The organism is Arthrobacter sp. CDRTa11 (assembly GCF_026427775.1).
In the GTDB taxonomy this organism is placed as follows: Bacteria; Actinomycetota; Actinomycetes; order Actinomycetales; family Micrococcaceae; genus Arthrobacter.
In genome coordinates this window covers 2,746,555-2,760,830 of record NZ_CP044532.1, presented here as the reverse complement: position 1 = coordinate 2,760,830, position 14,276 = coordinate 2,746,555, and the positions used below count along the sequence as shown (strand labels likewise).

Genomic DNA, 14,276 nt, shown 5'->3' with positions numbered 1-14,276 from the left:
GTGACACCAAAATGACTGTGACGTTTGAGCATGTGACCCTTGGGCAGCGCGTCCTCTTTGGCGCAGGAAAGGCTGCGGCCCACCTGAGTGCCGAAGTGGGCCGCCTGGGCGCCGGACGGGTGATGGTGATCGCCGGAAGTTCCGAAGCACCCTTGGTGGAAAAGCTGTGCGCGGGGATCGACGTCGTCCTGTACTACAACGATGTGGCACCGCATGTGCCGGTTGGGAAGGCGGAGAAGGCGCGCGCCGCCGCGCTTGCGCACGGAATCGATCTGGTTGTTTGCGTTGGCGGCGGTTCAACCACTGGCCTGGCGAAGGCCATCGCCCTGACCACCCATCTTCCGATCATTGCTGTGCCAACCACGTACGCCGGATCCGAAGCCACCAATGTGTGGGGCCTGACGGAGGCGTCCCGAAAGACAACGGGCGTGGACGATCATGTCCTGCCTGTGTCAGTGATCTACGACGCCGAACTGACGTTGTCGTTGCCCGCCGGGTTGTCGGTCGCATCCGGACTGAACGCCCTGGCGCACTGCATCGATTCCATGTGGGCACCGCGGGCTGATCCCATCAACCAGGCACTGGCCGCCGAAGGCATCCGCGCCCTTGCGGGCGGCCTCCCGTTGATCAAGCACAACCCCCAGGATCTGGCCGGGAGGGAGCAGGCCCTTTACGGCGCGTACTTGTCAGCGGTGGCGTTTGCCTCCGCCGGTTCCGGAATGCACCACAAGATCTGCCACGTCCTGGGCGGGGCGTACAACATGCCGCACGCCGAAACCCACGCCGTGGTCCTGCCCCACGTCCTGGCCTATAACGCCCCGTTCGCCCCTGACGCGGAGCGCCGGATTGCCGCCGCGCTGGGAACCGCCGACGCCGTCGCCGGGCTTGAGGCCCTGCGTTCAGTTTTGGCGGCGCCCACCGCTTTGAAAGACCACGGTCTTGCAGAGGCCGCCATCCCCCAGGCCGTGGAGCTGATCCTGCCGGCCATCCCGGGCTCCAACCCACGTCCTGTCTCCGCGATGGAGCTCGAACACCTCCTCCGTGCCGCTTACGTCGGAACCACGCCTGCCGCTCCGAGCATGCCCAGAAAGGAATCCAGCCATGCCTGAAACATCCAGCACCGCCGCGGCCGCGCTGATGCCGTCCGTCACAGCCGCGCAGGCCGCCGTCGAACAGGAACTCGTGGACACCGTCGTCGCGTCCTTCGACAACACCGAGGACCCCCGGCTTAAGGACCTGATGCAGTCCCTGACCCGGCACCTGCATAACTTCATCCGCGAAGTCCGCCTGACGGAGGAGGAATGGAATGCCGGGATCGCGTTCCTGACAGCCGCCGGACATATCACGGACGAAAACCGGCAGGAATTCATCCTGCTGTCCGACGTCCTGGGGGCCTCCATGCAGACCATTGCGGTGAACAACCAGACCCACAAAACCGCTACCGAGGCCACGGTTTTCGGTCCGTTCTTCGTCAATGATGCCCCCGGGATTCCGGTCGGCGGCGATATCGCGGGAGATGCCGCAGGCCAGCCCTGCTGGGTGGAAGGCACCGTTACCGATACCGAAGGCAAACCCGTCCCGGGTGCGCGGATCGAGGTGTGGGAGGCGGACGAGGACGGTTTCTACGATGTGCAGTACACAGACAACAGGGTGGCCGGACGGGCCCACCTGTTCGCAGACCAGGACGGGAAGTACGCGTTCTGGGGACTGACGCCCACCCCTTACCCCATCCCGCACGACGGGCCGGTGGGGAGATTGCTTGAGGCCACCCACCGCTCACCGGTACGGGCCTCCCATCTGCATTTTATGGTCACGGCGAAAGGGCTGCGAACTCTGGTGACGCACATCTTCGTTGAGGGTGATCCCCAAATCGACATCGGCGACAGTGTCTTCGGGGTTAAGGAATCGCTGATCAAAAGATTCGAGCCCCAGGCTGCGGGAACCCCGGCTCCCGGCGGCCGGAACCTCGAAGGCCAGGAATGGGCGCGTGTACGCTTTGATATCGTCCTCGCCCCGGCCACGAGTTGAGCCGGGGCGAATCCCTTCCTCAGCTGTGCCGGTCGAGCGCCTCGAGGAGCCGCGTGACTGATCCGCCGAGGTTCCACTCGGTGGCGAGCCGTTGCAGTTCGGCGCGCGGCTCGCCGGCCACCGCGCGCAGCTGCGCGCCGGATTCCTCCAGGGTGGGCAGCTCAAGGTCGCGCACGAGGTTCACGACGGCGGGGGCGACCTTGAGGTATTCCGCTGCCGCCGCAAGCTTGGACCCCACGGATGCTGACAGCCCGCTTCCCGGATCTGCCGCCGCTTCGAGGAGCCGCTCGAGCGTCCCATACTGTTTGAGCAGCGAAGCCGCGGTTTTCTCACCGATGCCGGCAACGCCCGGCAGCCCGTCTGATGCGTCGCCGCGCAGGGTTGCGTAGTCCGCATACTGCTGCGGCAGCACACGGTACTTGCCCACCACCACGATTTCGGTAATGACTTCAAGGTTCCTCATCCCGCGCGCGGTGTAGATGACCCGCACCTGGCGGGCGTCGTCGACGACCTGGAAGAGATCCCTGTCCCCCGTGACAACGTCCACCGGCAACGCGGCGTGGCTGGCGTAGGTGCCCACAACGTCGTCGGCCTCATGCTCGGCAGCCCCCACCACGGCGATCCCGGCCAGGTCAAGCACCCGCCGGATCATCGGAAGCTGCGCCTCCAGAGCGTCCGGCACCACCTCCACGTCGGAGGCGCCAACTATCACCTCTGCCACCCGATGCGACTTATAGCTGGGGAGAAGGTCCACGCGCCACTGCGGACGCCAATCGTCGTCCCAGCAAGCAATGAGATGCGTTGGCCCGTAGTCGGTGGTGAGCCGGGCGATCATGTCCAGCAGCCCGCGGACGGCGTTCACCGGCGTGCCGTCGGAACGGCGGATGGTGTCCGGTACGCCGTAGAAGGCGCGGAAGTACAGCGAGGCAGTGTCCAGCAGCATCAGGCGGTCAGGCATAACTGATCCTGACACAGATAGGTCCTGCGGGGTTGGACCGCCGGCGTTTCGAACAGGACCGGCCGCCCAACTTCTGGCCGTCCTCCTTGTAGGTACCCTCCAAAATCCATCGGTCAGCGAAAAACTAGCGTCAGCTGTGAGGCATTTTCCCGCCAGCGCAAAGGACTATCAATGACGATTCAGGCAGATCCTCCCATGACCCCCGGCCCCACACTTGAGGCATCCAACCTTCAGCCCAGCCTCGAGCCGAGCCTCGAGCCAGCGATACCCGAGCCGTCCATCCTGGGGATTGCAAGGAAACAGGTCCTGGAAGACGGCGTGGGGCTGACCGAAAGCCAGCTGGTGGAGATTCTCCGGCTCCCGGACGAGGCACTTCCGGCGGCCCTTCAGCTGGCACACGAGGTGCGGCTCAAGCACTGCGGCGAGGACGTCGAGGTGGAAGGCATCATTTCCATCAAAACGGGAGGATGCCCCGAGGACTGCCACTTCTGCAGCCAGTCCGGCCTGTTCGACTCCCCCGTCCGGGGCGTCTGGCTCGACATTCCCGAACTCGTCAAGGCCGCCAAAGAAACGGCAGCCACCGGAGCCACCGAATTCTGCATCGTGGCAGCCGTCCGCGGTCCGGACATCAAGCTCATGAACCAGATCAAGTTCGCGATCGATCGCATCAACGAAGCAGTTGAGATCAACATCGCCTGCTCCCTTGGCATGCTGACCCAGCGCCAGGTGGACCAACTGGCTGAGTGGGGCGTGCACCGCTACAACCACAACCTGGAAACGGCGCGCAGCTACTTCAGCGAGGTAGTGACCACGCACAGCTACGAAGAGCGCCTCGAGACCTGCAACATGGTCAAGGACGCCGGAATGGAACTGTGCTGCGGGGCCCTCATCGGCATGGGCGAATCCTTGGAGCAGCGGGCCGAACTGGCCGCCCAGCTCGCGGCCCTGGAACCGCACGAGGTCCCGCTGAACTTCCTCAACCCCCGGCCGGGAACGCCGCTGGAGAACCAGCAGATCATGGATGGAAAGGACGCCCTCCGGGCAATCGCCGCATTCCGGCTGGCCATGCCCCGCACCGTCCTCCGCTATGCCGGCGGACGCGAACTGACACTTGGCGATCTGGGAACGCGTGAGGGGCTGATGGGCGGGATCAACGCCGTCATCGTGGGCAACTACCTCACCACGCTGGGCCGCCCAGCCACAGCTGACCTTAACCTGCTGGTCGAGCTCAACATGCCCATCAAGGAACTCCAGAAGTCGCTATGATGCCCAACCGCTCCCTCACCCCGCAGGTCCCCGACGGCTCCCCGCCTTCGCAAGATCAGGCCGGGTCCCTCGCCGGTGTGGGCCCAGCCGGCGGGTTTTGCGGGCACTGCGGCCAGCCGTCCGACGGCGGCGACGGCCCGGCGTCGGACGTCCACCACCGCTGCGGCGAGCGCCTCGCGATGGAACCGCCGCGCTACTGCGTAACGTGCCGGCGCCGGATGAAAGTACAGGTGACTCCACTGGGCTGGTCGGCCGATTGCTCGCGCCATGGGGTTATTGCGCCATGAGCAAGGAGGCTCAGAGAGGCCTGATCCAGCGGGACCGCGCACGGTTATGGCATCCGTATGCCCCGGCTTCTCCCGACCTTCCGCTCTGGGAGGTTGAGGCAGCCGACGGCGTGCGGCTGCGGCTCAGGGGCGAGGACGGCAGCCGGCATGAGGTGGTGGATGCGATGTCGTCGTGGTGGTCCGCGATCCATGGCTACCGCCACCCGGTGCTGGACGCCGCTGCCAGGGAGCAGCTGGACAGTTTCAGCCACGTGATGTTCGGAGGCCTCACCCATGCCCCGGCAGTGGAGCTCGCCGAGCGGCTGGTGGAGATGGCGCCGGCTGCCGGCGGACGATCACCCCTGGAGCGGGTGTTCCTCGCCGACTCGGGCTCCGTCTCAGTGGAGGTTGCACTGAAACTGGCGGTGCAGTTTCAGACAGCACGCGGATTTCCGCAACGGCAGCGCTTCCTGAGCATCCGGGGCGGGTACCACGGGGACACTTTCGCGGCGATGGGCGTCTGCGATCCCGTGGACGGAATGCACTCTGCCTTCCCGGGTTTGCTGGCGGGCAACGTATTTGCGCCCCGTCCGCCGGCGGCTGCCTGCGCCACCGCAGACACCACCGGTGGCGCTGCCGCAGGCGCCACCGCAGACACCACCGGTGGCGCTGCCGCAGGCGCCACCGCAGACGCCACTGCTGGCAACATCAAGCAGTGGGCGTCGGCGGTCCGGGACATCGTGGCCTCCGGCTTCGAGGGGCTTGCGGCCATCATCGTCGAACCGGTCCTCCAGGGTGCGGGCGGCATGTTCGCGTACCCGCCCGAATGCCTGCGTGAACTGCGGCTCATCGCGGACAGCTACGGCCTGCTGCTCATTTTCGATGAAATCGCCACCGGCTTCGGCCGGACCGGGGAGCTTTTCGCTGCCGATCATGCCGGCGTGGTTCCGGACATCATGTGCGTGGGAAAGGCGCTGACCGGCGGTTACCTGACCCTCGCTGCCATGATCTGCACCGCCGACGTGGCCAGCACGGTATCCAACGGCAAAGCCGGCGCCCTGCTGCACGGGCCCACGTTCATGGGCAACCCGCTGGCCTGCGCGGTGGCCAACGCGAGCCTGGGCATTCTCGCCTCCGGAGACTGGCGGGAGGATGTGGCCCGGATCGGCGCCGGCCTTGAGGCAGGGCTCGCTTCCGCGCGGGACCTCGACGCCGTAGCCGGGGTCCGGACCATCGGCGCCGTCGGCGTCATTGAACTGCACGACGCCGTCGACGTCCCCTCCGTCACCGCGGCCGCCATCCGGCACGGTGTCTGGGTGCGTCCGTTCCGGAACCTCGTCTACACCATGCCCCCGTACATCAGCACCGCGGCGGACATCGAACAGATCACCGCGGGCATGAGGGCCGCCGTTGCAGAAGTCCATGAGCGCGTCCCTGTGCCGGCTGGAGGCCGGGCATGAGTACCTCCATGACGCAGTGGCTGGAGCGGCAAGCCGCGGTCCGGGACCGGCGCGGGCTGGTCCGCCGGCCCGTTCCCCGGTCTGCCGACGACCGGTGCATCGACCTCGCCAGCAACGACTATCTGGGGCTTTCCATGGACTCCCGGTTAACGAAGGCAGCCGCCGAAGCCGCGTCCCGGTGGGGTACCGGTGCCACGTCCTCGCGGCTGGTGGCGGGGACAACCCGGCTCCACCTCGAAGTGGAGCAAGAGCTGGCCCAGTTCACCGGGATGGCCGCAGGGCTCGTGTTCTCCTCCGGCTACCTGGCCAATCTGGGTGTAATCACCGCGCTGGGCGGGCCGGGAACCCTGATCGTGGCTGATGAGCACTGCCACGCTTCGATGATCGATGGATTCCGGCTCAGCCGCTCGCGGACCGAATTCTTTGAACACAACCATGCGGGCGAAGCGGGCCGGCTGCTCGCGGAACGGACCGAACCGCGTGCGCTCATCGCCGTCGAATCCGTCTACAGTGTGCTGGGCGATGAGGCGCCGCTCCAGGACCTTCTCTCTTTCGCGCAGGAATACGACGCCACGCTGCTGATTGACGAGGCGCATAGTTTGGGAGTGGCCGGTTCCGGCGACTTTCAGGGCCACGGTGCGGTGGCAGGAACCTCTCTTGCCGGGCATCCCAGCGTGATTGTCACTGCCACCTTGTCCAAGGCACTGGGCAGCCAGGGCGGTGTGGTCCTGGGCCCGGAGCTGTTGCGCGAACACCTGGTCAACCGTGCGCGCAGCTTTATGTTCGACACAGGACTGGCCCCGGCATCGGCGGCGGCGGCCCTGGCTGCGGTCCACGTCATCCGGGATGAACCGTGGCGCGCCGCATCCGTCCGGAGCATTGCCGCAGCCCTGGGCTCCGGCCTGGCCGACGCGCTGGAGAACATGGGCACCACCATGGCGCCTTCGGCGGGCGCTGTTCAATCCATCGCCATGCCCTCCTCGGAGGCGGCCCTGAAGGTTGCCGACGCTGCACGGGCCGCCGGCGTGCACATCGGCTGTTTCCGCCCGCCATCCGTCCCTGACGGAATTTCACGGCTTCGGCTCACGGCCAGGGCCACCCTTACGCCTGAGGACATCGAACACAGTTGCGCGGTGTTGCGCACCCTTTTGGAGGATCACCCATGAACCTGCCCCCCATCATCCTGATCACCGGAACGGACACCGGCGTCGGCAAGACAATAACGACGGCGGCCCTCGCAGCCGTCCTCGGCGGACTGGGACGCAGTGTTGCCGTCTACAAGCCATGCCAGTCCGGAGCGTCAGCGGGTGACTCCGACACAGCCGAAATCCTCCGCCTGGCCGGCGCCGTGACAGCCGAAACGGGAGTAGTGCTGGGTGAGCCGCTGGCACCAATCGCCGCTGCCGCCGTCGACCGGATGCCCCTTCCCCCGCTGGCAACGCACGCGGACAGGATTCTGGAACTCGCAGGATCCCATGATCATGTCCTGGTTGAAGGTGCCGGCGGCCTGCTGGTGCAGCTCGATTCCTCAGGCGGCACCATGGCGGAGCTTGGCGGCCTTTTGGCTGCGGCCTTCGTTCTTGTGGCGCGTCCTGCCCTCGGCACGCTCAACCACACAGCACTGACGCTCGAGGCGCTGGCAGCCCGAGGGCTTCGAGTGCTGGGCATTGTGCTGGGCAGTTGGCCCGGTGAACCCGGGTTTCTGCACCACAGCAACCTTGAAGTCATGAGATCCCTGCCCGTTCCCTTTCTCGGCGCCCTTCCCGAGCAGGCGTCAACCCTGCATCCGGTCCGCTTTCGGGCCGAAGCACCGCACTGGCTGAACGGACTGCCCGCATGACCCCGGGACCTTCAGCCACGGGAACCCTCACGCCCCCAGCCCAAACCCGCTGCCCGTACATGGTGGTGCGCAACCCGGATGATGTCCGTGAAATCCTCAAAAGACCCGCCGACTTCAGCCCCGCCAACGCCCTGGTTGCCGTGACGCCCTTGACCGGGCCCGCCCTGCGTGCGCTGCAGCGCGTGCGGTTCGCGCTGCCGCCGGTTCTGGCCAGCAACGACACTGATACCCACGCCGGGATCCGCAAGGTGGTGGCGGGCTACTTCACGCCCGCCAAGGTTGCGGCGATGGAACCCCGTATCCGTGAACTGGCCCGCGAGGCAGCGTTCAAGGCTGCCCAACAGCTTGACCGCGCCGAACCGGTTGACCTTGTCCAGTCCGTCGCGGCGTTTACCCCGGCCATTGTCATGCTGGAGCTGCTGGGGCTGCCCGTGCGGGACCTGGTGAGCCTGAAGCGCTGGGGACTTGACTCGATGGAGCTGTTCTGGGGCTGGCCAGACGAAACCCGCCAGCTGGAGCTCGCCCGGAGCGCGGCCGAATTCTATGTGTGGATTCGGGACCTGGTAACGGAATCCGTGCGGGCACCCGGGCGCAACCTGTTCAAATCGCTGGCGGAGCACGGTCTGTCCGTGTCGGAAATCTGCTCGCTTGGCTACTTCCTCCTGATTGCCGGGCAGGAAACAACCACCCAACTGATCAGCACCACCCTGTTCCGCCTCCTCGACGGAAACGCTGTCCAGAGCTGGCGGGATGCGGGGTCTGAGGCCGGCGCCCGTTCGATGGTCCGGCACGTACTGGCCACGGAATCGTCCGTTCCGACGTGGCGCCGGGTGACCAGCCAGGACACGGACCTCGGCGGGGAGCCTGTTCCGGCCGGAACCGAAATCCTCCTCGAGTTGAGCGGCAACTCCATCACTGGCTCCTTCGAAGCCGGGCCGGGGGCCCGAACCGCCAACTCTATGACCAACGGTCTGGTTTTTGGCTTCGGCATCCACCGCTGCCTCGGCGCCAAACTGGCGGAACTCGAGGCCACCATCGTTGTCCACGAAACGGCTTCGGTGCTGCCCGGGATACAGCTGCGGGACTCCGAGCCGGCATGGATCAGGCTGTTGTCCTTCCAGGCACCCAGGGCAGTTCCGGTGAAATATTCGGTTCTGGACACCAATAGTCAGCAGGCTTAGTGTTCAAGTGAGGGCGCTGGCCGGTCGACTCGCGGACCGCCGTGGTCCGTGACCGCGCGCTCTTTGTTAAATGGAGGAAGCGCCATGGAATCCGTCAAAGAGACCATCGATGTAGCCGTGCCGGTATCAACGGCCTACAACCAGTGGACGCAGTTCGAATCATTTCCGCAGTTCATGTCCGGTGTTGAATCCGTGACACAGCTGACCGACATCACCAATCACTGGGTCACAAAGATCGGCGGCGTGGAGCGGGAATTCGATACCGAAATTGTGGACCAGACGCCCGACGAACGCATCGCCTGGCGCAGCGTCGACGGGAAGTCCCACGCCGGCCTGGTCCACTTCACGCCGCTGGATGCCGGGAACACCAGGATTTCTGTCCACTTTGAATGGGGACCCGAGACTTTCACCGAGAAGGCCGGAGCTGCCCTAAATCTCGACGATATGCAGGTCAAGGCTGACATGCGCAGGTTCAAGGAGTTCATCGAATCCCGGGGAACCGAGACCGGTGCATGGCGCGGCGAAGTGAACGACACCGGAGCCACCGGTCAGGCTCTATGACCCCTGCCGACGTGGAGTCCCGGCGTCAGCCGGCTGACTGGTTCGGAGACTGACGGGCTGGGGACTGACGGGCTGGGGACTGACGGGCGGCAAGCGTGTAAACAAGCTCCACCAGCCCGGCGTCGTAGGTTGTGGCGCTCTGCAGATGCAGCAGGGCGGGATCCTTGCCGGCGGGAAACACACCGCGCCCCGCACCGATCGCGACGGGCATCGTGACCAGCCGAACGCCATCCACTTCGCCCGCCGAGAAGAACGCCTCGCTGAGCGTCAGGCTGCCCCACAGCACAATGGTGCCCTCGATCTCGCTCTTGATCCGGCGGATCGCCTCAACGGCGTCCCCGGATTCAAGAGTGGCCTCGGGGAGGTCCCCCCACGGTGCCCGCCCGAGTCGCCGGGAAAACACGAAGCGGCGCAGCCCATTGAGTGCCGGGGCGATGATCTCGCCCTCTGATGCCGGCGTGGGCCAGTACTCGGCGAACATCCGGTAGGTGGCGGCCCCCAGCACCATGGCGTCCACGGTCTCAAGCCATGCGAGTTGGCTTTGGTCGAACTGGGCCGTCCCGCCTTCCAGCAATTCGTAGGCGTTGAATTCGTTGTTGCTGTTGGCGGCAAACCCGTCGGCGGTTACGAACTGCTGGACAATCAATTGCCCCATGATTGACTCCTCACGTCATCGTTCGACGGACTTTACGCCGCGCAGGAAAGGCCCTCAACCCCTCAGGCTTGGTTCGGAGCCCTGCTGCCAAGCGCCGCTGCCCCATTGCTTCCCACCGGTTCCCACCGCTTCGTTCCTTCCGCACCGCCACGCTGCCCCGTCTCGCCCGCGGTCCTTGACTCATCGGGCACAATGAGCATCATGGTGCGTTGGAGCGAGGAGAAGGTGACCGGCGCCGCCCCCGATGATTCTTCGATGGCGGCCGCCCGCAAGCTGGCTCGTCCCGGCCCGTGGTCCGAGACCGGCAGCAACGACGTCCTGGTGTGGGGAAAATGCCAGGGCAGCGGCAAGACCCCGTACCAGGTCAGCGTTGACCTCGCCGCCCCGGCCTACCGGTGCTCATGCCCCAGCCGGAAGTTTCCCTGCAAGCATGCCCTGGCCCTCCTTCTCCTGTGGTCCCGTGGCCAGGCGGCCGACGCCGGCGCGGAGACCGCCGATTTTGCCCGGGAATGGGCGGACCAGCGGGGGGAACGGGCTGCAGCGCTTGAACGGCGCCAGACCGGCCAGCAGTCCGATCCGGTGGCGCAGGCCAAGCGCCGCGCCGACCGGTTGGCCCTGATGGATTCCGGGGTATCCGACTTCGCCCGGTGGCTGACGGACCTCGTACGGACTGGCCTGGCTGCCGCCCGCAACCAGCCGTATGCCTGGTGGGACGCTGTAGCCGCGCGGTTGGTGGACGCCCAGCTTCCGGGCCTGGCCGAGCAAGTCAGGGCGATGGGCTCAGACGTGCACGCCCGCGCCGATTGGGCCGATCATCTGCTCCTGCACGCGGGCCGCTGGTGGGCACTGACCAAAGCGTGGGGCATGCGGGATCAGCTGTCACCCACCGAGTTTGCCGACCTCCGGGTGGCCGTCGGATGGGCGATGGCGTCCGCCGATGTCCAGGGCACGGAGGCATTGCGGGGCCCATGGCTGGTGCTGGGAGCTTACCGGACCGACGACGGACGGCTGCAGCAACAGCGCACCTGGCTTCGCGGACCTGACGGAACGGTGGTCGTCGTGCTCGATTTTGCCGCCCAGGGACAGGCGCTCACCGCGCCCCAATTGGCCGGGGCGGAACTGGATACCAGCGTTGCACGGTATCCCGGCACCCCGCCGCAGCGGGCCATGTTCACAAGCCCTGTTAACGCGCGCGGGCTGGCCCAAACCCTCGGTGAAGGGTGCAGCATTGCCCAGGCACTGGAATCGGAATCGGCAGCCGTTGCCGTCTCGCCCTGGCGTGGGCGTCACCCGGTGCTGTTCGGCAAGGTCCGCGTCTCCCCTGGCGGCCACGGCTGGCTCCACGACAGCTCCGGCGATGCACTCCCCCTGGTGGACGCGCCCCTGGACTCGCTGCTGGCCCAGACCGGCGGGCATCCCGTGGACCTGTTTGGTGAGCTGGAGGAGGGCCGCGTGCGGCCGCTGTCCGTCGTCGTCGGGCAACGGGTGGTAACCCCATGACCTGGCTGGCAGACCTCCGGACGTCGGCGCTTCTCGGCACGGGACGCCACGCGGCGCCCGAGCCGCCTGCCGAATTGGGGTTTCGGCCGCCGGAGGGCCTGTCCCGGGAGGAGTCATTGCTCGATCAGGCGGCCATGGCCGACGTCGCCACCCGTGCTGCCCGCCGCCCGGGCGCTGCGGACTCCGATGAGCGGCCGGCCCCGGCCCCGCCTGACGATGTTCCGGAAGCGTCCGGTGAGTCCGCCCGGTTGCTGGACCTGCTGCTCAATCAGCCTCCGGTCAGTCAGGAACTCCGGAGGCAGCTGGTGATTGATTGGCTGCAGCTCGCGGAAGGCGCCCGACGCCGGGTGCCCCACCGCCTGCTCCCGGCGCTGCTCACGCTGGCCGACACCCGGCCCGGCGTGGCTGAGCATCTTTATCCGGCCATCGGTGCCCGTGGCCGCTGGCTGCAGGACCTCGCCCGGCATGGGGCTTCCGGCCCGCCTTCCGCCGCCGGCACCGATTGGGAGGTGCTGGGGAGCGCCGACGCCACGCTGGAACTGGAACGGCTCCGGCGCAGCGACCCCGCGGCCGCCCGCGGCCTGCTGGCCGGCCAATGGGACACCCTGGGCGCGCGGGAACGGGCCGCGCACTTGGGCACCTTCGCCGTCAACGTCCAACCCGACGACGAAGAGCTGCTGGAACTGGCCCTGGATGACAAGGCAAAGAGCGTGCGGGAGGTTGCCGCCAACCTGCTGGAGAGGCTCCCCGGCAGCGCCCGGGCCGGCCGCATGGCCGCACGGCTGCGCCCGCTGCTTCGAATCAAAGGGGTGCTGCGCAAACAATTCGAGATCGAGCTGCCACCGGACCCGGACGAGGCATCCGTGCGCGACGGGATTCCCGGGGATCCGCGCAGCGGCGAACCCGACAGGCTCGGCTGGCTGGAAACGATCATCCGGGGTGCCCCGCTCGATGTGTGGACAGCGGTTTCTGGGCGCGGCCCGGCCGCAACGCTGGCGCTGCTCGAGAATGAACCCCGGATCGTTGCAGCCATTCTCGAAGCCGCCGTGCTGCGCGCCGACCTTGACTGGGTGCGCGCGCTGGTGGAGCTCCGCCAGGAGCCGCGGCTGCTCAATTGCCTGCCCGCCGTCGAGCGTGAATCTGCACTGCTGCGGCACCTCAGCAGCAGCGGCCGGAATCCGTTGACGCTGGTCCCGTTGCTGCGGGACCAGCCAAGGCCGTGGGGCCAGCGCCTGGCTGACGAAGTGCTCAGGCTGATAACCGCCAAGAACGGCGGGCAGCTGGCAGCAATGCTGGCGGACGTTCTGCCCACCGGGCTTCCGCTGGAAGCGGCAGATGAGTGCCGCCGCCTGCTCGAGCGTTCAGACGACGATGCCGCCCGGCGCCGCGTGCTGCGCGATGTCGTACAGTACCAATCATTCCGAAAATCGCTGACGGAGGCCTTCCGATGACCGATGCCCAGTCCACCACTGATGTTCTGCGCGCCCATGCCGAGGACGCTTACGCGGCGGAACTCAGGGAGCTGGCAGCTGTGGATGACCGGCCCCGCCCGCCCAGCTGGCGTCTGTCTCCCTGGGCGGTGGCCACCTATGTCCTTGGCGGCACCTTGCCCAACGGGACTCAGATCAGCGCGAAGTATCTAGGCTCGGCGCGGCTGGTGGAAATCGCCGTGGCATCTCTGGCCACTGACCGCGCGCTGTTGTTGCTCGGCGTTCCGGGCACCGCGAAAACCTGGCTCAGCGAGCACCTGGCCGCCGCCATTTCGGGCACATCCACGCTGGTAGTGCAGGGTACGGCCGGCACCCCCGAGGAAGCACTGCGGTACGGCTGGAATTACGCCAGGCTGCTGGCCGAGGGCCCATCCAGGGCGGCCATGGTTGCCGGGCCCGTGATGCGCGCGATGGAAAGTGGCAGCCTGGTCCGGGTGGAGGAGCTCACCCGCATCCCCTCGGATGTGCAGGATTCCCTGATCACCATCCTGAGTGAAAAAGTCCTGCCCATCCCTGAGCTGAACCAGGAAGTACAGGCACGCAAGGGATTCAACGTCATCGCCACGGCCAACAACCGCGACAAAGGCGTCAACGACCTCTCCTCAGCCCTGCGCCGTCGGTTCAACACCGTGGTGCTGCCCCTCCCGGACAGCCTCGAGCAGGAGGTGGAGATTGTCAGCACCAGGGTACGCAGCCTGGGCGCGGCCCTGGAACTGCCCGCTGATCTTGCCGCGCTGTCTGAAATCCGCCGTGTGGTCACTGTGATGCGCGAACTGCGCGCCGGCGTCACCCAGGATCAACGCACCACCATCAAATCGCCGTCGGCAACCCTTTCGACGGCGGAAGCCATTTCGGTGATGACCAACGGGCTGTCCCTGGCAGCGCATTTTGGAGACGGAACGGTCCGGGCCCCGGACGTGGCGGCCAGCCTGGTGGGCGCCGTGGTCAAGGATCCCGTGCAGGACCGGGTGATTTGGCAGGAGTACCTGGAGACCGTCGTCCGCAACCGCCCGGAGTGGAAGGACCTGTACCGGGCCTGCCGCGATCTTGATTCGTCCAACTGAGGCTGGT

General features: G+C 66.7%; 14 protein-coding genes. 12 read left to right on the top strand and 2 right to left on the bottom strand.

Going from position 1 to position 14,276, the window contains the following annotated elements; all coding sequences use genetic code 11:
- Positions 1-11: 11 nt before the first annotated feature.
- Both F8G81_RS12360 and F8G81_RS12355 read left to right on the top strand, forming a co-directional pair.
- Positions 12-1,109 (top strand): maleylacetate reductase, encoded by a 1,098-nt coding sequence (locus F8G81_RS12360; protein ID WP_267275037.1) that lies wholly within the window; start codon positions 12-14, stop codon positions 1,107-1,109.
- Positions 1,102-2,028: a dioxygenase gene (locus tag F8G81_RS12355; RefSeq protein ID WP_267275036.1), complete on the top strand. Its 927-nt coding sequence runs from the start codon at positions 1,102-1,104 to the stop codon at positions 2,026-2,028. The genes F8G81_RS12360 and F8G81_RS12355 overlap by 8 nt, the downstream gene beginning before the upstream one ends.
- Positions 2,029-2,047: 19 nt before the next feature.
- On the opposite strand, the gene F8G81_RS12350 is transcribed toward F8G81_RS12355, so the two are convergent.
- On the bottom strand, positions 2,048-2,986 hold the full coding sequence (locus tag F8G81_RS12350; protein WP_267275035.1) for a 5'-3' exonuclease: 939 nt from the start codon (positions 2,984-2,986) through the stop codon (positions 2,048-2,050).
- A 171-nt stretch (positions 2,987-3,157) separates the two neighbouring features.
- Here F8G81_RS12350 and bioB point away from each other — a divergent pair, with 171 nt between their 5' ends.
- The 7 genes from bioB (at position 3,158) to F8G81_RS12315 (ending at position 9,560) form a co-directional block, all read left to right on the top strand.
- Complete coding sequence (gene bioB / locus F8G81_RS12345) at positions 3,158-4,252, top strand: biotin synthase BioB (RefSeq protein ID WP_267275034.1); 1,095 nt, start codon at positions 3,158-3,160, stop codon at positions 4,250-4,252.
- Positions 4,249-4,539, top strand: coding sequence for a hypothetical protein (locus F8G81_RS12340; protein ID WP_267275033.1), 291 nt, complete (start codon positions 4,249-4,251; stop codon positions 4,537-4,539). Before bioB ends, F8G81_RS12340 begins: the two co-directional genes overlap by 4 nt.
- Positions 4,536-5,978 (top strand): adenosylmethionine--8-amino-7-oxononanoate transaminase, encoded by a 1,443-nt coding sequence (bioA, locus tag F8G81_RS12335; RefSeq protein WP_267275032.1) that lies wholly within the window; start codon positions 4,536-4,538, stop codon positions 5,976-5,978. The genes F8G81_RS12340 and bioA overlap by 4 nt, the downstream gene beginning before the upstream one ends.
- A gap of 8 nt (positions 5,979-5,986) precedes the next feature.
- The gene (locus F8G81_RS12330) at positions 5,987-7,144 is read left to right on the top strand and encodes an 8-amino-7-oxononanoate synthase (protein ID WP_267279198.1); all 1,158 of its coding nucleotides are present in this window, start codon (positions 5,987-5,989) and stop codon (positions 7,142-7,144) included.
- Positions 7,141-7,818: a dethiobiotin synthase gene (gene bioD / locus F8G81_RS12325; protein WP_267275031.1), complete on the top strand. Its 678-nt coding sequence runs from the start codon at positions 7,141-7,143 to the stop codon at positions 7,816-7,818. Before F8G81_RS12330 ends, bioD begins: the two co-directional genes overlap by 4 nt.
- Complete coding sequence (locus F8G81_RS12320) at positions 7,815-8,999, top strand: cytochrome P450 (RefSeq protein WP_267275030.1); 1,185 nt, start codon at positions 7,815-7,817, stop codon at positions 8,997-8,999. Before bioD ends, F8G81_RS12320 begins: the two co-directional genes overlap by 4 nt.
- 84 nt (positions 9,000-9,083) lie before the next feature.
- Positions 9,084-9,560: an SRPBCC family protein gene (locus tag F8G81_RS12315; RefSeq protein ID WP_267275029.1), complete on the top strand. Its 477-nt coding sequence runs from the start codon at positions 9,084-9,086 to the stop codon at positions 9,558-9,560.
- Positions 9,561-9,585: 25 nt separating this feature from the next.
- Here F8G81_RS12315 and F8G81_RS12310 read toward each other — a convergent pair whose 3' ends face one another.
- On the bottom strand, positions 9,586-10,215 hold the full coding sequence (locus tag F8G81_RS12310; protein ID WP_267275028.1) for a dihydrofolate reductase family protein: 630 nt from the start codon (positions 10,213-10,215) through the stop codon (positions 9,586-9,588).
- A 201-nt stretch (positions 10,216-10,416) separates the two neighbouring features.
- On the opposite strand from F8G81_RS12310, the gene F8G81_RS12305 reads away from it, so the two are divergent.
- The 3 genes from F8G81_RS12305 to F8G81_RS12295 are packed head-to-tail and all read left to right on the top strand — an operon-like array spanning position 10,417 to position 14,269.
- The gene (locus F8G81_RS12305; protein WP_267275027.1) at positions 10,417-11,715 is read left to right on the top strand and encodes an SWIM zinc finger family protein; all 1,299 of its coding nucleotides are present in this window, start codon (positions 10,417-10,419) and stop codon (positions 11,713-11,715) included.
- Positions 11,712-13,166 (top strand): DUF5691 domain-containing protein, encoded by a 1,455-nt coding sequence (locus tag F8G81_RS12300; protein ID WP_267275026.1) that lies wholly within the window; start codon positions 11,712-11,714, stop codon positions 13,164-13,166. The genes F8G81_RS12305 and F8G81_RS12300 overlap by 4 nt, the downstream gene beginning before the upstream one ends.
- On the top strand, positions 13,163-14,269 hold the full coding sequence (locus F8G81_RS12295; protein ID WP_267275025.1) for an ATP-binding protein: 1,107 nt from the start codon (positions 13,163-13,165) through the stop codon (positions 14,267-14,269). The genes F8G81_RS12300 and F8G81_RS12295 overlap by 4 nt, the downstream gene beginning before the upstream one ends.
- Positions 14,270-14,276 lie beyond the last annotated feature (7 nt).